General features: G+C 69.7%; 14 protein-coding genes and 1 pseudogene. 4 read left to right on the plus strand and 11 right to left on the minus strand.

Going from position 1 to position 20,623, the window contains the following annotated elements; translation table 11 throughout:
• Window positions 1–486: 486 nt before the first annotated feature.
• Window positions 487–822 (minus strand): annotated as a pseudogene (locus BGM09_RS35325) (tyrosine-type recombinase/integrase); the annotation flags it as partial.
• Window positions 823–978: 156 nt separating this feature from the next.
• On the opposite strand from BGM09_RS35325, the gene BGM09_RS35330 reads away from it, so the two are divergent.
• From BGM09_RS35330 to BGM09_RS35345, 4 genes are all read left to right on the plus strand, one after another.
• Window positions 979–1,509, plus strand: coding sequence for a hypothetical protein (locus tag BGM09_RS35330; protein WP_188285836.1), 531 nt, complete (start codon window positions 979–981; stop codon window positions 1,507–1,509).
• A 1,501-nt stretch (window positions 1,510–3,010) separates the two neighbouring features.
• On the plus strand, window positions 3,011–5,110 hold the full coding sequence (locus BGM09_RS35335) for a hypothetical protein (protein WP_188285837.1): 2,100 nt from the start codon (window positions 3,011–3,013) through the stop codon (window positions 5,108–5,110).
• 22 nt (window positions 5,111–5,132) lie between these two features.
• Window positions 5,133–6,668 carry an ABC transporter substrate-binding protein gene (locus BGM09_RS35340; RefSeq protein WP_188285838.1) on the plus strand — a complete coding sequence of 512 codons (1,536 nt, stop codon included), beginning with the start codon at window positions 5,133–5,135 and terminating at the stop codon, window positions 6,666–6,668.
• Between the two features lie 77 nt (window positions 6,669–6,745).
• Window positions 6,746–7,135, plus strand: a complete 390-nt coding sequence (locus BGM09_RS35345; protein WP_188285839.1) for a PPOX class F420-dependent oxidoreductase — start codon at window positions 6,746–6,748, stop codon at window positions 7,133–7,135.
• A gap of 160 nt (window positions 7,136–7,295) precedes the next feature.
• On the opposite strand, the gene BGM09_RS35350 is transcribed toward BGM09_RS35345, so the two are convergent.
• The 10 genes from BGM09_RS35350 to BGM09_RS35395 form a co-directional block, all read right to left on the minus strand.
• Window positions 7,296–7,721: an SH3 domain-containing protein gene (locus BGM09_RS35350; protein ID WP_223188050.1), complete on the minus strand. Its 426-nt coding sequence runs from the start codon at window positions 7,719–7,721 to the stop codon at window positions 7,296–7,298.
• A gap of 374 nt (window positions 7,722–8,095) precedes the next feature.
• Window positions 8,096–9,637 (minus strand): glycosyltransferase family 39 protein, encoded by a 1,542-nt coding sequence (locus BGM09_RS35355; protein WP_188285840.1) that lies wholly within the window; start codon window positions 9,635–9,637, stop codon window positions 8,096–8,098.
• A gap of 212 nt (window positions 9,638–9,849) precedes the next feature.
• Complete coding sequence (locus tag BGM09_RS35360) at window positions 9,850–10,629, minus strand: ABC transporter ATP-binding protein (protein WP_223188051.1); 780 nt, start codon at window positions 10,627–10,629, stop codon at window positions 9,850–9,852.
• Between the two features lie 47 nt (window positions 10,630–10,676).
• Window positions 10,677–12,779, minus strand: a complete 2,103-nt coding sequence (locus tag BGM09_RS35365; protein WP_188285841.1) for a hypothetical protein — start codon at window positions 12,777–12,779, stop codon at window positions 10,677–10,679.
• Window positions 12,780–12,990: 211 nt separating this feature from the next.
• Window positions 12,991–13,284 (minus strand): lactococcin 972 family bacteriocin, encoded by a 294-nt coding sequence (locus tag BGM09_RS35370; protein WP_188285842.1) that lies wholly within the window; start codon window positions 13,282–13,284, stop codon window positions 12,991–12,993.
• Window positions 13,285–13,990: 706 nt separating this feature from the next.
• On the minus strand, window positions 13,991–14,656 hold the full coding sequence (locus tag BGM09_RS35375) for a class F sortase (RefSeq protein WP_188285843.1): 666 nt from the start codon (window positions 14,654–14,656) through the stop codon (window positions 13,991–13,993).
• Window positions 14,657–14,664: 8 nt separating this feature from the next.
• Entirely contained in the window at window positions 14,665–15,606 is a 942-nt protein-coding gene (locus BGM09_RS35380) for a DUF4397 domain-containing protein (protein ID WP_188285844.1), read from the minus strand.
• Between the two features lie 146 nt (window positions 15,607–15,752).
• The gene (locus tag BGM09_RS35385; protein WP_188285845.1) at window positions 15,753–17,072 is read right to left on the minus strand and encodes a hypothetical protein; all 1,320 of its coding nucleotides are present in this window, start codon (window positions 17,070–17,072) and stop codon (window positions 15,753–15,755) included.
• 330 nt (window positions 17,073–17,402) lie between these two features.
• Window positions 17,403–18,383: a DeoR/GlpR family DNA-binding transcription regulator gene (locus BGM09_RS35390; RefSeq protein ID WP_188285846.1), complete on the minus strand. Its 981-nt coding sequence runs from the start codon at window positions 18,381–18,383 to the stop codon at window positions 17,403–17,405.
• Between the two features lie 87 nt (window positions 18,384–18,470).
• Window positions 18,471–20,501: a DUF4832 domain-containing protein gene (locus BGM09_RS35395; protein ID WP_188285847.1), complete on the minus strand. Its 2,031-nt coding sequence runs from the start codon at window positions 20,499–20,501 to the stop codon at window positions 18,471–18,473.
• Window positions 20,502–20,623 lie beyond the last annotated feature (122 nt).

The raw sequence follows: 20,623 nt of genomic DNA on the forward strand, positions 1-20,623 counted from the left end.
TGGCCGGTCGCCATCCTGCTCGTGGCCGCGGTCTGAGTGCCTGTTCGATCAGCGGCGACAACTGCCACGGCGCCTCGGCCGCTTCATCAGCGATGATCCGGTCGACGGCACGGCCGGGAATTGGACAGTGTCTGAAGGCGCGGGTAGCGGGGGCACTCGGGTACTCTCCGCGGGGACCGGCGGCGGCACGGGGGGGTGACGGATGCGGGGTGTGGGATAGCGACAAGCGCCTGCATCGTTGCCCTGTGCGGAGGGGAGCTGATTCGGGGCGGTGCGCTTGGGGGCGATGGGTTGACCCGTCGAGATCTGCCACGACCCGGTTCGCGGGAGAGCCAGACGTCTCACATTGCCTCGCACAGAGGTTGCCCCCTGTGCTTGGGGAGCGCAAGGGGAGCGCGGACGCCTTCGGACGGGGCGGCACGAGGCGGCACCATTGATCCGGCGGCGACACTCCTGACCAGGCAGAACGGCATCCGCTGGCATCAGTCAGAAACGGCGAAGGCGGCGGGCGCGGTCCGACCGACTGTCCGTAGTCTCAGTTCTAGTCTCAGTTGGGGCCTGAGCCTGTGGCAGGAAGGTGTCCCCCATCCTGCCCATCGCGGCCTTGCTGAGGTGTGAGCGGCCCTTGACGTAGCGGCGGGTCTGGCTGATCTGCGTGTGCCGCAGAATCTCCATGATGGTCACGATGTCCACGCCCAGCTCGTTCAGGATCGTGCCCGCGGTGTGCCTGCTGCCGTCGTACAGCCGCCGGTCATCGATCCCCGCCTCGGCAAGGATTTCCTTGAACTCCTCCCAGTCCTGTCGAGGGTCCAGCGTCCGGCCGCCTGAACACCGCAATCAGGCCGTTGCCTATAGTGGCCAGCTCCAGTATGGCAATGGGCGGAACAACATCCCGACGGCCATCAGGATGACGGCCATCACCCCACAGGGTCCGCTCTTCAACGTGACCATAAAGAACGTTCCCGGAAAGCAGGTGACGTGTTGAGTCTGCGAGACCTGGAGGAAGCCCTTCCTGCTCTGCTGGCCATCCGGTCGGTAGAAACTCGACGCATCGACTGGGAGTTCATCACCAGGGAAGTCGGCGTATCGTTCCCTGCGGACTTCGTCGAATTGGCCGAGGCATATCCCTCGTTCAGCGTGGACGATTTCCTGGGGTTGCTTATCCCGTCTCCCGGGGAGGAGAAGTATTTCGTCTCGGGCGTGCGGCGTCTTCTCGCAGATCTGGCGGACCTGGCGGATTCTGAAATGTCACACGGGTACGCCGCGTTTCCTGCGTCTGGCGGCCTTCTTCCGTGGGGGTCCTCCTGTGAAAGCGACACCTTCTACTGGCGTACGGCTGGAGAGGACCCCGACTCGTGGACCGTCCTCGTCAGCGGTCACAACGACGACTGGGTCAGTTATCCGGGAGACCTGACGTCCTACCTCGCGGCCAAGATGCGCGGCACCGTTCCTCCCGATGGGCTGCCGCCCGATTTTCCGAGTCCTGTGCCGGTGGTCGAGGCTGACTGAGCGAGGGATGGCGTCGGGAGTGCGGGTGCCGATTAGGAGAATCGGCGTCTGGTATAGGCAGTGGGCAGAATGGGAAGAGTACGCTGAGGACGTTCCTGTCTGGCTGGCGCGGCAGGCAGCCGGAGATCTCGAAATTCCGGGACTTCCCTTGAGTGTGCATGGTGGCTACGTCGCATTGGACTGAGAGGGTGGCAAGTTCCGTTTCTCTCGTTTCGGAATCGACGGGCCCGAATGGTGTGAACCTGGGCGATGTTGTCAACTGAGTGTCAGCCGGATTGCCTGAACACGAGAACGGGTGAGCGAACTCTGGAGGAGCTGAGTCGCAGTCCTGTGCTGAGCGAGCTCATCGGGTTGGTCGAGCCGCCCGCGTCGGGTGGGACGAGGGTGGATTGGGGTCGGGCTGCGCGTGAATACGGCCACGACCACGGGTTTCCTCGGGGCTATGTGGAGTTCATGGATGTGTACGGCGAGGGTGTGTTTTCCTGATGCCTATCCGAAGGACCCGTCTTCGTGTGTCCGTGGCACCACGGAGAATGCCCGGCTGACCGGCGAGGAGCACGAATACGATGCGCCGGAGCTGTTGGTTGGCTGGGGAGACACGGTGGAGGGGGACCTTTTGTGCTGGCGCGTGAATGGTGCTGACCCTGACCGGTGGACTTCGGTCATCTGGCGCCGTGGGCTGACACCACCCGCTTCATGGGTGGACTTGGACTGCGGGATGGCGGAGCCGTTGTGCCGCTGGGCGGGCGATGGCATTCCGGGCTTCGGGGTGTCCCGGACGGAGCGGCCGTACCGGGGCAGCCGGTTTCTGCGTTTCCGTGATGAGCACCGGATGCGCGCCCGGGGTGAGGATCCGTGGGGTCCGGATCCCGTGGGTTGATTACGGTTTTGGGGAGTTGAGTCGTGGTGAGTGTGACGGTGCGTGAGGGGAGGGCCGGAACGGGGCGGTGGTGGTGGACGGCTCGCTGTGCATGCAGGGCGTCTTGTACGTGCTCCACAACCGCATAGCCACCTGGTCTGCGACGCCCGCGGCCCCCGGCGGCGGCGGTAGTGGGCCATGGCTCCGGATGAGGCGCCGAGGTCGGATGGCGGAGGGCGGACGGCGGAGAAGTCCAGCGGCGAGTGATGCCGGCGGGTGCGTCTCCGACCTCGGTGAGCACCCGGGCGCCGAGCTGGAAGCTGACGCCGAGGCCCGGGAAGCCGCGGGCGAACTCGGCGTCCGGGCGCTGGGGGAGTGCCTCCACCGCGGCATGCACGAGATCATCGGCCGCGGCGGCCCCCAGGCCCCCCAGGCCCCCCAGGGCCACGACGGCGAGCATCTGCTCGCCAGGCAGGTGCGTCCTCCAAGAGGACGTCGCCTCCCTCCCATGCTGTGACCCCCCGGCATGTCCATCCGGCCATTCGGGGCCTCCTTGCCCCGAATGGCCGGATGGATCATCCGGGAACCATAAAATGCACCAACTGGACTTTCTCGTAAGTCGGATGATGCATCATTGGAGTCTTGAAAGGTCAAGTTCTGATCGCGCAGCTTCGTCTCCTGGAGCACGTCTTGCCTGCTGTCCTTTCGCCGCAGTCCGACAGGGACAGGCGGCTGACCGAATTGGTGAGCCAATACGTCGTATGGCCGCAGGGCTCGCAGGCGGCGATCCCGCCGGTCCTTCTTCTGCTGGGGCCGGCGAAGAGCGGCAAGACCGAGCTGCTCAAGCAGTTGGGGTCGTCATTGAGCGCGGTTCCGCACGCCTATGCCGACCTCAATGACACCGGCCCCACCGCGGACCCCCTGGCAGAGGTCCTCAGCAGTCTCGTCGAACAGCTTTACCAGCATCAGACGGAGCAGCCGCCGCTGAAGCTGGACGCCTTCAGGATCGCGCTGCTGGCGACCGCCGCAGAGGTCAAGGATACGCAGCGCCAACCGGCTCTGGAGCGGATCCGTAGCGCTGTAGCCGGCCCTGACCGCGGCTCCGGGTCTCGCGAGCAGCTACTTCAGGAGGCCCTGAACATCATCGGGGAGTGGACCCTGGCTTCGCCAGGCAGCGCACTGGTCAACCTGCTCCCCCAACTTCTGCGCACGCTTCAGCATTCGCGGCGCGAGCACATGGCGAACGGCCTGCTGAGGCGTATACCGGCCCCCAACTTCCGGAACATCGCCGAAGGCATCCACAGCCTCTACCAGGGGTCCGCGAACGACCGCCGAGAAGCCGAAAAGATCTTGGTCGACACCCTGTTGTCGGACCTGCGCCACGCTTACGTTACCGCGCGCGACGGACGCCGACGGACGGCCGGGTGTGTCCTGCTGCTCGACAACGCCGACTCCGAGCTGGGCCGACGGCTACTGCCGATGCTGGTGGACTCGCGGGCTCGGATGGTCGGTGCCCCGACTGGAGTCGCTGACCCGCTGCTGATCGCAGCCGCCGCGGGACGGCCGCCCCTTGCTCTGCACGACTCGCAAACGATGCGCACGGTGTCAGGCGATCCCGATGCGCGGCGCCCCGCGGCGTCCCCGCAGGACTGGAACAACCTCCGGGCCCGGTTGGGCAACGTACGGCAGGCACCGTACTACCCGATCATGCTGCGCGGTCTGACCAGCGACGAGACGATGCAACAAGCCGGACGCTTCCTTGATGACAACCAACCGCAGTCGCTGCCAGACGATCCGCTCCCCGGCCAGTGGCTCGGCTGGATCGTGCACCGGCTCACGGGCGGTCACCCCGGTGCCACACGTCGAATCTTCGACGAGCTGGCCCTGTTCGGGCCCGAGACCGATTGGCCTGTCCGACTGAACCAGCTGTTCAGCCCGGCGCAGCGTCAACCCATACCGAACCACAGTATCGTCGACGAACTGCTCGGGCAGATGCTGCCGAACGGGGCCGTGCCTCCCCAAATAGTCGCGTTTCTGCCGCAGCTCTCGGCCGCCACCACCCTGGACGAAGCCGAGGCCACGGAGGAACTGTGGCTCGACCCGCAAGGCATCCGCGGAGCCTATGAGGACGCCCTCGCCGCCGTCCCACGGGAGAATTGGTACGCCGCCGACGGCAGCGCGTCGGTGCTGCAACCGCTCGCCCGGTACGCGCTGTTACGACGCCTGGCCCAGGGACGAGACAGGTCCGACCGCGACCAGTGGGAGCAGACACATATCCGTCTGCTCGACCATGCCGTTCGCGCCGGAGACCGGCGCCTGGAACACCGTCACAAGATGGCGCTGCACCACTTCACCGATGTGGTGCGTTACCTCCGTCAGGTCTTCGACGAGCATGACGCGAATACCTGGCACCAGATCTACCGCGTGATCTGCACGGCGCCGAATCGGCTCTGGTACGAGCACCCGGTACCTCCGGGCGGGCAGTCCGACCCGTCACACATCCACTTTCAACGGCTGGTGAACGCGGCCAACCCGGACCCGGACCGGCAGATCGACTCCGCTATCGCCCGCGCTCTGATCGGAGGCTGGTTGGCCACGGACCCGCTGTGCGACCCGCGAGCGGAAATGCATGCCAACGTCCGCCACGCATTCGCCGAATTCAGGGTACGTACGACCCGCGAATCCGACCGGCACGTCTGGCAGGACCTGCTGGCAAGGTATCCCGACAGGCCGTGGGCCTGACCAAGCGCAGGAGACGAACGACATGACCATCGGCAGCAACGGCCTCATCAGCGTCCCCGCACCGCCTCCCCGCAGATCACGGCCCTGGATACGGAGCGGGCTGGCCGTGCTGGTGGCGGCGGCCCTTGCCGTGGGCGGCCTGTTCGCGTACAGGGCCGCCACCGACACCAGTTGTGGTGCGGGGGTGTCCCGGCAGGGGACGCCCGCGCAGTGCGTCGGAGTCACCGACGGGTCCTACGCGTTCGCCCCGGAACTGGTCGAGATCGAGGGCATGATCCGCAAAGAGAACCGTACCGTAGTCGCCTCCGGCAACTACGTGAGCGTCGCCTATATGCTGCCGATGACCCTGGGCCCGACGGACACCGGCACTATCGAGGCGGTGCGGGAGGAACTCGAAGGCGCCTACGCCGAACAGCACAGCGCGAACACTCTCCCCAGGCTCAAGGGGCAAAACGGGATCCGGCTTCTGCTCGCCAACTCCGGCAGCCGCTCCGAGCAGTGGCAAGGCGTCACCAGGCAGCTCGTAGGCATGGTCGACAGCGAGCGCCTTGTGGCCGTCCTCGGCTTCGGCCAGAGCCGTGCCACCACCAAACAGGCCATTCAGGAATTGGCCAACGCCCACCGGATACCGGCCATTGGCGCCACCGTCACCGCGGACGACCTCACCGACGCGACGACGGCGCCGGACTTCTTCCGTATCAGCCCCCGTAACAGCGACGAGGGCCAGGCCGCCGCACACTATCTGGCCCAGCGGACGCCCCGCGGCAAAGTCCTCGTCGTCACCGACACCGACGACGGCGACTCCTACAACGTCTCCCTCTACAATGGCTTCGTCAGCGCGGCGAAGGCGGAGAAGCTCCAACTGAGCGACGCCACTTTGAACTACCGGTCCGGCAGCGCGCAGACCGGGTTCGATTTCAGCAACATGCTCAACAGCGTCTGCCAGGCGCACGCCTCCGCGGTGTACTTCGCCGGCCGTGGCAAGGATCTCGATACCTTCGTCTCCGCGCTGGCCAATCGCCAGTGCCGGACCGCGCAGGGTGTCATCACCGTCGTCAGCGGTGATGACACCTCAAGTATGCGCCCCGACCAGGAATTCCGGCACGCCCTGCAGACAGGCGGCGTCACGCTCCTTTTCACCGCGCTCACTGCTCCCAACGAGTGGGAAAAGGAAAAGGGCGACGACTACAGCGTCGAACGGCAGGCATACGCCGAGTTCCACAAGGCGGTGGTCACGGTATTTCGCGACGCTACCGACTCAATGTTTCAGGACGGCCACATGATCATGGCCTACGACGCGACCTTCACCGCGGTCAAGGCCATCCGTTTCGCCGAGGGCCACGACGGTACCGACCCGGTCACCACCAACACGGTCGGGCAGCAGTTGGTCAGCCTTCAGTCGACCAACGCCGTGCAGGGGGCGAGCGGTCCCATCGATCTCCAGCGGAACCGCAACCCCCTCAACAAACCCATGGCCCTGCTCTCGGTGACCGGCAAGGGCGACTACAGCTTCAACCAGGTCATCTGGCCCGCCGGCCGCCCCTGGTCCGCGCTCTGAGCCCGGACGCTCCTCGACGACCGCCCTGCGGCTCCGAAGAACCCCAGGGCTCAGCCGCCGTGCCGTAGCCTTCCGGCATGACAGATGGTCAGACGGACCTTGAGCGCTTGACGTCGGGTAAGTACGTCCGGGTCACTACCTTCCGGCGGGACGGCACAGAGGTTCCGACGCCGGTCTGGGTGATTCAGGACGGTGATGCCCTCGGCGTCTGGACGGTCGCCGATTCCGGCAAGGTCAAGCGGATCCGCAACCGCGCCGACGTCCTGGTGTCCGCCTGTGACATACGCGGCAACCCCTCGGGCGAGGTCGTCCCAGGACGGGCAGCGATCCTCAACGGCGAGCAGACCCGGCATTACCGGCGTCTCCTGGTCCGCAAGTACGGGTTGACCGGAAGACTCACGCTCCTGGGCAGCCGTCTGCGCCGGGGCGTGGACGGTACCGTCGGCATCCGGATCACCCTCGACTGATCGTGCGGTCAGGCAACCCGTAGAGCCCGTAGAGGTCGGTCCGTCCGGAACCGGGACAACACGGCGGACGCGATTGGCTCCGCAGGCTGCCGAAGGGCCGGCCCGGAGTCGCGGGTGGGGACTTTGGCGACTCCGGGATGGCTCGTGGCGGGGGAGGGGGTCAGCCCTTGGCGCCCTTGGGGACCGCCTTCAGGGTGGAGAGGTCGCTGCGCAGGACGTCCTTGCAGTAGGAGACGTTGCCGGTGTTGTCGACGTACTTCGCCGAGACCCAGTTCGAGTTGTCGCGCAGCAGGTACCAGACGTCGTTGCCCGCGATGTTCTGGGCGCGGACCTTGCAGCGCAGGCCGACCTGCTGGTGGTAGCGCAGCGAGCCCTTGACGGACGAGTCCGTGCTCGGGAACTGGCGCTGGACCACTCCGTCACCGGCGACGACCGTGCCGTACGGACGGGCCGGGGCGGCGGTCGGGGCGGCCTGGGCGGCCGTCGCGCCGAGGAGGGTGGTGCCGAGTACGACGGCGGTGGTCAGCGCGCTGGCGCCGGTGATGATGCGGCCTCGGAGGGAAGGAAGAGCAGCGAATGTCGCCAAGGGACTTCTCCTGTTCCTGATGTGCAGTGACACGCATGGGCACCGCTGAAAGTACGCCGGACAATGCCCAACAACTAGGATAAATCGCCACGTTGGGCCGAACGTGCGCAGTCCTCACCCGTCTGCGGGTGCCGCCGCCACCCGGACGGCGGTCTGCGCGCCGAGGGCCGGGTGAGCCTACGCGGCCGGGCGCGCGGACAGGGCGCGGCGCGGACCTCGGCGGCACCACGCTCTCCGGCTGTACGGGCACCGGCTCGCACCCGGACGGCCCCGGCCTCGCCGCCGGCCTGGGCGAGGGTGCCGGTCAGCTCCCGGGTGAGGTGGAAGGGGCCCGGTCGAGCGTGTAGCCGGTGAGGGCCGGGCGGCCGGATGGTTCAGCGGGCGGCGCGCGCGGGGCGGGGAAGGCGTTCGTACACCGTCAACCGCCGCCCGTGGACGCGGACATCGGCCACCGGCGTGAAATACGTCAGCAGGACGCGCATCTTCATCCGGTCCTGCGCGGCCGTCAGGGGGCGGGCGATCCGGGGGACGTCGGTGACCAGCAGGATGCGGTCGCGCGCGAGCATCGCCGTACGGATGCGGTCGGGGGACGCCTCCAGGCCCTTGAGCGTTCCGGAGCGCTCCGGGGTCTCGGTCAGCGCTATGTCGTGCAGGCCGGAGAAGGCGGTGGGGGAGACGGATTCCGCGTCGCGGCGGGCGGAGGGGATGAAGAGGACGGCGTTGCCGGGGTGCTTGAGCCGCTGGACGTCGGAGGCCACGGCCATGACGTCGTCGACCCGGCTCTTCGGGGAGCGCTCGGCGAGCGACTGGGGGAGCAGGGCGACCGCCGCGAGGGCCACCGCCACGGGGACGATCCACGCGGACGCGCGCGGGAAGCGGGGCCGGGCGGCGCGCACCGCCGCGCCGATCGCCGCGCCGATGAGCAGCGCGAGGCCCAGCATGCTGAAGAGTACGTAGCGGTCGAGGAACAGCGGCTGGAACAACGATGCGCAGGCCAGGCCGAGTTGCGGCACCGCGAGCAACGGCAGCCCCACGGCGGCGGCGGACAGCCGGTCCGTACGAGGCGGGGCGGTACGAGGCGGGGCGGTACGAGGCGCGTCCGTACGAGGCGGGGCGGTACGTAATACGTCCCTACGGGACCGGCCCGCGATACGGCTGCCGGACACCGCCGCGCAGAGGCCGCCGATCAGCACCAGCACCCCGGGTCCGATCAGCATGTGCCAGGTCAGCGGCGGAATCCAGGACACCTGCGCCGACTGGCCCCGGCTGAAGAGGGCCAGCGGAGTGACGGCCAGGACGGCGACGGCGGAGGCGGCCGTCCAGGCGGCCCACGTACGGCGGTCGGCGGCCCGGGACCAGAGCAGGGTGGCCAGGTGCGCGGGGAGGATCAGGAGCGAGAACCAGTTCAGCAGCCCGCAGACGAGGACGGCGCCGCTGTATCCCGCCCAGTGCCATGCCCGGCGGCGCGGTCCGGTGTCGTCCTGGAGCGCGGCGACCAGCAGCAGGGTCGCCACCCCGGCCCCGGCGGCGACCAGCGCGTACGGCCGCCCCTCCTGGAGGTAGAACTGCGCGGCGGGCAGCAGCCCGAAGGCCAGCCCGCCCGCGAGGCCCGCGGCGGGACCGGCGAGCCGCCGCCCGATGAGCGCGACGCAGGTCGCCGCCACCGCGCCGGCCAGCACCGAAGGCAGCCGCAGTGTGGTCGTGTGGGGCCCGAACACGCTGAACAGGGCGTGCATCAGCAGGTAGTAGAGGCCGTGTACGACGTCCACGTGGTGCAGCATGCGCAGGATCTCGGGGGTCGACCGCCCGGCCACCTGCCACGTGGCCGCCTCGTCACGCCAGACGGTGTGCTGCCGGGAGAGTCCCCAGAGGCCGAGGGCGAGAGTCCACAGCGGCGGAATCAGCCAGATCAGCATCGCCCGACTTGGTAAAGATGCCCGAGAGGCCGTGATGGTTGCTTTGAATCCCGAACGGCTTTGTATCGAACGGGATTTGCTGTCGGTGGACGTCAAAGAGGCACCCGAGGCAGTTTGTTGAATTATGAACCGCCTGGAGGAAGTGTGATCGACACCCCCTGATGGCGGTGACACGCATCCTACTCCGGCGCTCGCGGCGGACTTTCGGAACGTCATTTCTCCGCGCGCGCACCGCTCGAAATGGCCGTCGCTACGGTGGCCGGTGCGGCTCCCCCGCCTGGTGCGGCCCCTGCCCCTGGTACGGCCCCTGTCCGGGGTGCGGCTCCCGCCCCTGGTGCGGCCCCCGCGCCCCTCCCCACCGCGAACACGTTGTCGCAGCGGTCCCGCACGCCCGCGTCGTGCGTGGCGATCACCACCGCGCACCCCGACCGGCTCAGCTCCCGCAGAATGTCCACCACGACAGCCGAGTTGGCGTCGTCGAGCGCGCCCGTCGGCTCGTCCGCGAGCACCAGCGCCGAGCGCTGGACGAGCACGCGCGCCAGCGCGACCCGCTGCTGCTCACCGCCGCTGAGGTGGTGGACCGTCTCCTTGCCGCGCCCCGCGAGGCCGACCCGCTCCAGGGCCTCGGCGATCGCGGGCCCGGACCTGCCGCGCAGCGACGGCCTCGGCCTGGCCGCGACTTCGAGATTCTGCTCGACGGTCTCGCTCTCGATGAGCGCGTAGTGCTGAAAGAGATATCCGAGGGTGTCGCGGCGGAATCGCCGGATGTCACGGCGGCCGAAACGTGTGATGTCCTTCCCCTCGTACCGGATGACGCCGGATGCCGGGCGGTCGAGCAGACCGAGGCAGTTGAGGAGGGTCGACTTTCCCGATCCGCTGGGCCCGACGAGAGCCAGCATCTCGCCGCGCTCCACGGTGAGGTTGACGTTGTCCCACAACGTGCGGGAACCATAGGACTTCGAAAGGCTCTCGATCTCGATCATCTTCGTCATGACAGGCACACTCCTGCTCGGTGGAGGAATTCCGTGGCGCGGCCGGCTCAGGTCCCGGTCGAGCCCTCCTTCACGATGCGGCGGTGGAAGTAGGCGAGGGCGAGCAGCACGGCGGCCAGCTCGAAGACGACCAGACCGCTGATGACACCGAGGTCGAGCGCGGTCAGCCGGGTCGGCTCGAAGGTCGCGGGCTCACCGGCGGCGGCCAACTGCCGCAGGTGCTGGCGCTGTTGCCACGCCTGGAACGGCACCCGGGTCGCGAAGATCACCGCGATGGCCGCCTCGACGGCCAGCAGGAAGCGGTGCGAGGCGACGTACCGCCAGCCGCTGACGTGCTGGGCGAAAACGCTCTGCGCGTTCTTGCGGGCGTAGATGAGGCAGACGCCGACCGCGGCGATGAGGAGCACCATCGCCGCGATGACCAGGTTGAAGATCTGGACCCGGAGTTCGGTGAGCGCCTTCCTGAGGTCGAGGGCGGTCTTCTCGCCCACCGGACTCATGGAGTTCACGTAGTCCTGGAGGTGTTCCGCGCGGATGCCCGCGGTCACGTCGGCGGGGTCCGGGAAGACGACTCCGGCCTGTGTCGCGATGGCGGTGTAGGCGTCGTCGGTGAGGAAGCGCGATCCGTTGGGGACGACGATCACGACCGGGTCGCGCACCATGGAACGGTCCTCGGCCGCGTCGTGGCCCGAACGGTAGGAGTACGCACCGGTGTTGTAGCCGAAGACCCGCTGGCCGCCGCGGGTCGCCGAGACCTTCATGGGGACGTGCCCGGTGAGGTCGGGGTCGATGATCGCCTCGGCGGCCTTGGTGATCGCGGGGGTGTCCGACGCGAGCGTGTCGGGGATCAGGAGCCGCACCGCGCGGGAGTCCGCGGCCGTCGCGCTCCCGGCCTGCGACGCGTATCGCCGCCCCGCCGGGTCCACCATCGGCTGCCGCGCCAGATAGGTGTCGTTGACGACGAGGATCTCGCCGGAGGGCAGATGCTCACCGGGCGCGGACATCTGGAGGTCCCGCCGCCCGGCCACGATCACCTCGCCCCGCGCGTCGGCACTGCGCAGCCACGGCCCGACGTGCTGGTCCAACTGGTCCATGTGCATGGCGAACGCGCCGCTCAGCCGGATCGACACGGCGTCGCCGACGGCGTGGTACGCGTCCCGGTTGTCCTCACGGGTGAGAACGTCGCGGCTCGCCAGCGTGGCGTTGGTGGCGATGCTGAGCGCGAGCAGCAGCGCGGGGATACGGACCAGGTACACGCTCAAGGACGCTGCCCGGGAGGGGAGTTCGCCCTTGAGCGCGGGCAGGACGCCGACCTTGAACGTCAGCGCGAGCGCGGCGGCGTGCGCGGCCAGGACGACGGCGGCCAGCAGGACGGCGAGGACCGCGGCCACCGCGGCGAACAGACCGAGCCACGCGAGGCCGTTGTAGAGACCGAGGAAGGTGAGGACCGCGGCCACGACGACGGCGGCCGACAGCGGCCAGAAGACGGCGAGCCGCCGCAGGTCGCGCAGCAGGATGCCGGTGAAGGACATGCCCTGCATGCGCAGGACGCCGTACGCCCGCGCGTTGAGCAGCACGCTCGCACCGGTCATCGTCAGCGCCGCGAGGGCGACGACGTAGAAGGAACGGAACAGCGAGTCGTTCTTGTACCGGTCGATCAACCCCCGTACGGACAGCGGGTGGCTGACGTCGACCGTCATGCCGAGGTGCGTGAACTCCAGCCGCAGGGCGTCGGCGGCGCCCGCTGACCCGAAGACGTAGTACGTGCCGCGCGGGTCGAGTGGGCCGATGTCGGCGAGCGGGTGCACGCGGGTGGTGAAGTTCTCGCTGAACGCCGGGTAGCCGTGGTCCAGCCACTTCGCGGTCCGCGTACCGGTGCCGCCGGGCGCGAGGTACAGGTGGCGGACCGTGTCGGGGTTCTTGAGGTCGGGCACCTCGCGGGCGACCCCCACCCCGTGCCGCGCCGCGAACGACTCGACGGCCTGGACGACTTGGGGCGCGCTCGTCGATCCGTCGGAGTCGAGCACGTCGACCATGGCGGAGTTGCCCAGCACCCCGTCCTCGTCGAGTCCGCGCACGAAGAGAAAGGCCAGGACGGCGGAGAAGGCCAGGAGGGCGGCGTGGACGACTCGAATACCGCGATGCAGCATGGTGATTCCTCGGTTGAGGGCGCTCGGGAATTCAGGCGGGCGTGACGGCGGCTTACGGCGGGCGAGCAGCCGTGGAGGCGGTGACGTCCCCGCCTCCACGGCTGCGCAGGATCACCCGGCCGTTACCACCCGACGGCTACCGCGCGACCGGTACCGCCCGACCGGTACCGCTCGGCTGGCAGCCGTGACCGGCCCCTTCGCTGACGGAGGGTCAGCAGGACGGGTTGTAGTAGTAGCTCACCGAGTTGCCGTTCAGCCCCGCGGAGGCCAGGGACCATACGCCCTTGGCCGTGCAGCCGCTGCCGAACACGACGGTGCCGATCTTCACCGACGACGCGTGCTTGTTCGTCGGGTGCTTGTAGTTCGACCACGCGGTGTTGGCGCCGTGGTCGTAGCTCCACCTGCCGCCGCCGACGTCGACCGAGGTGGCCAGGGCCGGCGTGGCGGCGGCGAAGCTGAGGGCGACAGCGGCGACGGCGACCTTAATTCCGGTTTTCTTGTTCATGAATGAACTCCGCTTTCATCGTGGACTTGATCGGACGAGGCAGAACCCTGGCACACATTCAGTTGCACTGGCAACCATGAAATTGCGCTCCGGGAATTTCTTGTCGCGGGCGGACTGGAACAATCCGCCCATGCCTGAATCCACCGGCGTCAACGGGCGGCGACGATGGTGGTCGGCAGGCGAATGGGAGGCGGGAATTCCGCAACGCGGAATGTCCGGCCGCGGGCCGGATTTCGGGTGGTACGGGATACGTGGACGGCCGGCGCGGGCGGGCGGGCGCCGGTGCGGTGGCGACGCGTCAGGCGTCGGCCGGTACGTCGGCCAGTAAGGGTGCGTACCGTCTCACGTGCTGCGCTGCGTCGACGGGCGGTCTTCTGATCCCACGCATGTGTGCTCCCCCGTGCCGGTGCCGGGTGGTCCGCGGCAACCCGGCCGACGATAGGCGCGGATGCGGCCGACCTCGAATCGCGTACCGATGCTTGGCGCGTTCTCGGCGGTATGCGGCTTGAATCAGATACGGAAAACGGCCCCGCGGCGCGGAATTCCGGATTCAGCGTGATTCACGCTTCAAGTAAGACACGGCATTCCGTTTTCCGCGACGTACGGCTATCCGGAACGGCGTCGCGGGAATGTGAGACCGCTCCCGCGAAACGCTTTCGGAATCTTCACGGCGCGCTGTATCGCGGGGGGAACGAGGAGGGCGGCCTCAGGGCAGGAGGCGGGCGAAGACGACGATGTTGTTGAGGTAGGTCTGGCCGGTGAAGGGGCCGCCGCAGGTGATCAGGCGGAGCTGGGGGTCGGGGCGCGGGGCGTAGACGGCCTCGGTGGGGAACGCGTCCTTGGCGTAGCTCCGGACGGACGTCACCTGGAAGCGGACGGTCCGGTTGTCGTCGAGGGTGACGCGGATGACGTCGTTGACCCGCAGGAGTGAGAGACGGGAGAAGACGGCGGGGCCGTCCGGGGAGTCGACGTGGCCGACGAGCACGGCGGGGCCGGGGGCGCCGGGGACCGGGCCTCCGTCGAACCAGCCCGCCTCGCTCGGCCGGGACGGTGTGCCCAGGGCGCCGGAAGGGGTCAGACCGAGCGGTTCGAGCGGGGTGTCGACGTCGATGGCCGGGATGGCCAGCGCGCGGGGGCGGGCGGCGGTCGCCTCCGTCGGGGCCACGGGCCGGCTGACGACCCGGCCCGGCTCCGGGGCGACCGCGCCGACGGCGGCGCGCCCCTGTCCTGAGCCCGTTCGCGCCCCCGCCCCCGGCACCAGATTCGTGGCGAGGCCGACGGCGCCGCCCGCGACCGTCACCACCCCGAGGACGGCGAGCGCCCCGGCCGCTCCCCGATGACGCGGCCGGGGCCGTGCGTGTCGCGGCGCCATGACGCCGCTCAGCCGCGCCGCAGTCGGCGTACCGACAGCACGAGCAGGCCGGAACCGATGACCAAGGCGGCTCCCCAGCCGACGAGTTGGGGTGTGCGGGAGCCTTCGGCCGCCGCCTTCGGCTGGTCGAGACCGCCGAAGCCCGCGTCCACGCCGCCGTTGGGCTGACGGCTCGGCCCCGCGGAGTCGGTGAGGTCGAGCAGTCCGGGCGCGGAGCCGGTGGAGGACAGGACGACCAGCGTGTGCGTGCTGCGGCCGGTCAGTTGGACGGTACGGGAGGTCGTCGCGGCCCCGGCCGAGACCCGTACGGTCGTGCTGCCCGCGGACACCGTGCGGTACGGAGTCGACGTCGGGAAGCGCAGCGAACCCTGGTCCTGCGCGGCCAGCTGGACCGCGACGGCGGGCTGGCTGAGCGACGCCTGGATGACCCGTACCGCGGCCTGACCCTGCGGGGCCGACAACTGGTCGGACAGCGTGCGCAGTTGGAGCGCGGAGTTGGGACCGAGCCCGGCGACGGTGTACGCGCGGCCCTCGACGACCCGCACGGTCGAGGAGATGACCGGCGACACCGACGCCGGGTCGCCCGCCTTGCGCATCGCCACCGTGTACTGGCCGGTGGCGACCGACTCGTACGGCGAAGCGTGCCCGTACGACACGCTCTTGAGGACCATCGCGGCCTTCGATCCGCCGAAGGGGTAGAGGTAGACGTCCACCGGCGGCGTACCGGGCGAGAAGTGCGCCAGCCGCAGCCAGCCGCCGGACCAGGCGGGAGCCGCCGACGCACCGGCCGCGGCCGGGCCCGCCAGGACGGCGGCGCTGAGCGTGAGGACGGCGGCGGCGCCGAGCGCGGCGGACCGCGAAGAGTGCCGGGACGACGGCTTGGACGACGGCCGGGGCGACGGTCTGGCCGACGAGCCGGTGCGCGCGGTCGCCCGCGGGAAAAGCCTCATGCGAAGTCCTTCTGCTGACGGGCGGATGCGCCGATTGGCTCGGCGTCCAGGGTCGGGTCGGGGTCCGGGCCGGGATCGGCTTCGGCGTTCACGGTCGGGGTTCTGGCCGGGCCGGGAGGGCGGGCCGGACGGGTGCGATACGGCGTTCACGACGCTGAGTCGGCGCTGACGAGGCCGTCCGGGGCGGGCTGGTCGTACAGCACGGTCAGGACGGCGGGGGTTCCGGCGCCGCCGGTACGGGCGGCGGTCCGCAGCGGCCGGTAGGGCGGTTGCTGGGCGTCGATCAGAGCGCGCAGCGCGGTGGCGGGCGGTCCGCTCCCCGTGGCCGGGGCGCCGTCCACGCGCGAGATCGCCACGCCGCCGCGCGGGATGTCGGCGCCGGCGCCCGGCGCGGGCGCGTCGAAGGACGTGACGGTGAGGGTGTGGCCGCTGCTGAGGACGGCGAGCAACGCGCAGACGCGCAGGTCGACATGACCGCCCGTCAGGAGCGCGCGCGTGCCGCCCTGGAAGGTGATCCGCTTGTTGGCGGCGAGCGCCGCCCCCGAGAAGCGGCGCTCCTCGCGGTCCGCGGCGGCCACCCGCTCGTACGCCGTACGCCCGGCGTGGGCGACCGGTAGCACCTCGGCGCGCTGCGCGTCGGCCGCCGCGTCGGTCCCGCTGCCGTCACCTGCCCCGGTCCCGTCACCCGCCCCCGTCCCGTCACCCGCGCTCCCGCCGAACACGGCGAGCGGCTGCGGGCCGGTCAGATCCCGTAGCGCGTCCCCCGCCATCGCGCGCAACGGGCCGGTGACGACGGCGACATCGGCGCCGAGCAGCTGTTGCGGAGAGGAGGTGACGGTGAGCGTGGAGCCCGCGGGGAAGCCGTGCGACACGAGCGCGGCGCATACGGCGACGTCGCAGGCGACGACACGGGTGGGGCCGATGTGCGCGGCGACCCAGGTCGCGACGGCGTCGCGGATCGGCGGCGGCGTGGACGGCGAGGCCGACGTGGATGACGATGACGGTCCGGGCTCGGACGCCTTCGGGCCGACGGCCGCCGTCGGCCGGTCGGAGCCCTCGGTCCCGGTCCCGGTCCCGGAGCCGCTCCGATCGCGCAGGACGACCACGGCCGCCGCGGACACCACCGCCAGGACGAGCACGGTGACCGCGAGCGCGCGGCCCCGGTGCCGTCGGGCGGCCTGTTCGCCGGGCGCGGCCGGCGCCTTCGGCTTCAGCCCGAGGTGGCGCCGGACGAAGGACCGCAGGGTGTTCCAGTAGATCCGGAGCCAGGACGGCTCGTCGGGGCCGCCGGGTCTGGGAGGTTCACCAGGCTCCGACGGCCCCCCGCCCCCGGACGGTCCCGCGGCCTTCCCCTCCCGGGCCGCGGGTTCGAGCCCCGGCACCAGGCCGGGCGGCATGCCGAGCGCCGGTCCCGGCGGCCGTGGCCGCCGTACCGGTGTGCGGGGCTCGAAGAAGTTCTGCGACATGAACCACTCACGGGATGGAAGGGGAACGCCGCCCGCGCGGCGGTGACGACCGCCGCCCGGACGACCGGGACCGGGGCGCCACGGGCTGTTGCCCGCGTCCGCGAATTCGGCATCCCCCCTGAGGAAGCCGCCTCCGCAGTGCCTCGGCGCGAAAGGAATCCAGCCCGAATATCAGCACACTTGAGCGAAGCTGACAAGCCCTCTCACTTTCCGTTCAATCTCGAACACAGAGTGAATCCCGAATATGCCTGGGGCGATCAAATGTGCTGGTCAGTGCGGTGATCATGACGATGATCGTTAAGATGATCCTTTTACTCGCGAGTAATTCACTCACGCACCACAAAGCCCAGTGGACGCATTCCGGTATTCGGGCACGACAAATTCCGGACCGGGGCTGAATTGGCAGAAATTCAGCAGATCCCGCAGTCCGGAAACGACACCTCCACAGCTCAGTGGAGGTAAGCGGCAGGCCCGGTCCTTCCCGTACGACGACCACACGGAGACGCTCTCCTGCCCCGTATTCGGAGCCGCTCCGGCCGCGGATGGGTCGCAGGCCAGGATCAGTCGGGGGACGTGCTCGCCGAGCGGACTCCGGGCCTCCGCGCCGAGGGAGCTGTCGGTGATCACGGCGTCCGCCTGATCGAGACGGGCGACCGGGGCGGCCCCGGTACGGCCCCAGGCGGTGCGGTCGGCGAGCACGACGGTGCGCCGTGCGGCGGCGATCAGGGCCCGCCCGATGTCGGCCTCCGGCTCGCTCGCGGCGGTGAACCGGCCTGCTTGGACGCCGTGCGCGGCCAGGAACACCGTGTCCACGTGCAGCGACTCGATCGTGGCCAGCGTCAGGGCGCCGACGTGGCCGTTACGGGTGCTGATGCCGCCGACGACGATGTGCTCGCGGTGCCGGGCGCCGCGCAGGGCGTCGGCGACCGGCAGCGAGGTCGTGACGACGGTGAGGTCGGGGACCTTCGTCAGCGCCCGCGCCAGCGGCAGCGTGCCGGCGCCGCCGGACAGGGCGATCGTCGATCCCGGGGTCGCGAGCGTGGCGGCGGTGCGGGCGATGTCGTACGGGCGCGCGCTGACCTGGGGCGCGCTGACCCGGGGCGCGGTGCTCCGGGGCGCCTTGCGGTCCGGGCCGACCGGCAGCGCCCCGCCGTGCACGCGCCGCAGCACCCCCCGCTCGTGGAGCGCGGTCAGATCGCGGCGGACCGTCGTCTCGGAGACGCCGAGGGCGCGGGTGAGTTCGAGGTTGCTGGCGCCGCCCTGGCTGCTCACCAGGGCGGAGATGGCGCGGTGACGTTGGCTGGCGAGCATGCGCGGGAACTCCTCGGCGGTACGGGACGGCCGGGGGCGGGACGCGAGCAGGTCCCGCCCCCCGGCCGGGTGATCAGGGCTTCGCGGTCAGCCGACCGTGATCCGGTCGATGTCCGGCGCCCATCCGGAGGGGTTGGCGATCGTGACGGAATTCCCCGTCCCGGCCGCCAGATTCAGCGTCAGCGTCGCCGTGCCGACCGTGTCCCAGCTCCCGGTGGACGGGAGGCTGACGGAGGTCGCGGCGCCGCCGTTGACGCTGAAGGTGGCGGTACGGGTCTCGGCGCTGGTGTAGTGGACGGTGACCTGGGCGGACCCGCCCGTACCGCCGTTGACGCCGTTGATCCGCAGCGTCCCGCCGTTGCCGAGGTAGCCGACCTTCGCGCCGCCCGAGCACGCCGAGCAGGCCGCGACCACCGCGGAGCCGCCGAGCGTGTTGCCGGACGCCTCGGCCTCGTAACTGCCGGACGGGGTACCGGAACCCGAGCCCGTGCCGACGGTCATCGCGCCGAGGCCGAGCCAACCGTCCGCGTTCTGGGCGGCGTTGGCGAAGCGCAGCTTCTTGGCGCTGGAACTCACGCTCTCCAGGGGGTTCTTGACCCGCAGGACGAGCTGGTAGTCGCCGCCGGCCACCGAGGACAGGTCGACGGCGGTCTGGAAGTACTGCGCGTAGCCGTAGTCGAGGTAGGTGGGGTCGGAGCCGAGGCCCCAGTCGGGGAAGGCGCGGATCTTCTGCGGCATGACGGTGCGCAGGTCCCAGGGGGTGTCCCAGGTCTTGACGACGGCGCCGCCGCTGTTCTTGAGGCCGAGGGTGACCGTCCACGGGTAGTAGAAGGGCGCGACACCGTCGTTGGTCATCTTCACGCCGATGCTGGTCGTGCCGCTGGCGGTGTTCTTGTAGTAGGCGTTGGTGACGCCGAGGTCGTAGCCCATCAGGCGTACGGCCGCGCCGACGTTCGCGTCGGTGGGGGAGTAGTTCCTGCTGCCCTCGTTGATCTTCCATGTGGTGTGCTCCAGTTCGAGGCACGCCTTGATGTCGTCGACCTGGCCCGAGCCGCCCGGCCAGGAGGAGAAGGCGGAGGACTGGATCTCGGGGCGCACCTCACCGCCCATCGAGTCGGTGATCCATTTGTTCTCCACGCCTTCGTTCAGGGCGAGTTGGAGCTGCGAGTAGTCGGCGCCGCCGAGCGACTGCGGCAGCGTGACGCCGGCGAGCGGGCTGCCTTCGCGGTAGCAGAACGAGTCGTCGTGGTAGCCGACGTCGAGGCTGTTCGCGGCGCCGCCGCCGGAGGTCGGGTAGCGCACCTCCAGCTTGGTCTTCTGGAACGCGTTGTCGTAGTCCTGGATGATCCGCGCCGCGTGCGCGTCGGTGGGCATGTAGTTCGGGTAGCTGTCGCCGCTCGTGTCGGTGTCGTACGGCCAGGTGTGCCACTCGCCCCACAGGCCGACCAGGCCGAGGTTGATGAAGCCGATGCGCGGGTCGCCGTCGTAGCGCGCGCCGTACGCGGCGATGAACGTGCCGAGCGCGTCGAGCAGATACGGGCTGTCGTAGTCGGGGCTGGTGGTGCCCCAGTACGCGTTCGTGCGGTACGTGACGTGTCCGTCGAAGCAGTGCGGGATCGCGTTGCCGGGGTGGGTGCCGGTGCCGCCCGGGTACTCGATGTAGAAGCGGATCGCGGCCTGGTTGCCGTACGAGGCGATCTCGTTGAGCGCGTTGTCCAGCACGCTCCAGTTGAACGTGGAGCAGTTGTTCGGGTCGGTCATGACCTCGGACAGGCCGAAGTAGCTCCATTGCAGCGAGTGCGGGTAGCCCGTGTTCTCGTCACCGCCCGCGGAGTAGTAGGTCGCGAAGCCCTTGAGCGGGTTGTCCAGCGCGCCGGGCGCCGCCGTCAACGGGTGGGCCTGCAACGAGGGATCGGGAGTCGACGGGGGCGCCGGCCGGGCGGGGGCGCCGTGCGGTACGACGGCGGCGGCCGTGGTCGGCCGCGCGGCCGAGGTGTTCGCGGTGCCGGGGCTCGCGGTCGCGGGACTCGCCGGAAGTACCAGGAACGCGATGCCGAACACGGCGGCGCACAGGGCGATCACCGTCGTCGTCCGGCGTCGTGGTGGGGGGTTGCGCATGGGTCTGCCTCCTCTTGCACAAGTAGGGGGATACGCAGAGGTGTTGACAAAATTTCGAAGAGCTTCATCATTATTGAAGTGCAGTCGCCCTGTGGCAAGGGTCACATCCATGATCGATTCAA

Source organism: Streptomyces sp. CBMA29, from assembly GCF_014596445.1.
Classification (GTDB): Bacteria; Actinomycetota; Actinomycetes; order Streptomycetales; family Streptomycetaceae; genus Actinacidiphila.

Bases quoted from the DNA above. Each gene is read 5' to 3' on its own strand.
- BGM09_RS35340 (WP_188285838.1), top strand. From the start codon at position 5,133: ATGACCATCGGCAGCAACGGCCTCATCAGCGTCCCCGCACCGCCTCCC.
- BGM09_RS35345 (WP_188285839.1), top strand. From the start codon at position 6,746: ATGACAGATGGTCAGACGGACCTTGAGCGCTTGACGTCGGGTAAGTAC.
- BGM09_RS35355 (WP_188285840.1), bottom strand. From the start codon at position 9,637: ATGCTGATCTGGCTGATTCCGCCGCTGTGGACTCTCGCCCTCGGCCTC.
- BGM09_RS35360 (WP_223188051.1), bottom strand. From the start codon at position 10,629: ATGACGAAGATGATCGAGATCGAGAGCCTTTCGAAGTCCTATGGTTCC.
- BGM09_RS35365 (WP_188285841.1), bottom strand. From the start codon at position 12,779: ATGCTGCATCGCGGTATTCGAGTCGTCCACGCCGCCCTCCTGGCCTTC.
- BGM09_RS35370 (WP_188285842.1), bottom strand. From the start codon at position 13,284: ATGAACAAGAAAACCGGAATTAAGGTCGCCGTCGCCGCTGTCGCCCTC.
- BGM09_RS35375 (WP_188285843.1), bottom strand. From the start codon at position 14,656: ATGGCGCCGCGACACGCACGGCCCCGGCCGCGTCATCGGGGAGCGGCC.
- BGM09_RS35380 (WP_188285844.1), bottom strand. From the start codon at position 15,606: ATGAGGCTTTTCCCGCGGGCGACCGCGCGCACCGGCTCGTCGGCCAGA.
- BGM09_RS35385 (WP_188285845.1), bottom strand. From the start codon at position 17,072: ATGTCGCAGAACTTCTTCGAGCCCCGCACACCGGTACGGCGGCCACGG.
- BGM09_RS35390 (WP_188285846.1), bottom strand. From the start codon at position 18,383: ATGCTCGCCAGCCAACGTCACCGCGCCATCTCCGCCCTGGTGAGCAGC.
- BGM09_RS35395 (WP_188285847.1), bottom strand. From the start codon at position 20,501: ATGCGCAACCCCCCACCACGACGCCGGACGACGACGGTGATCGCCCTG.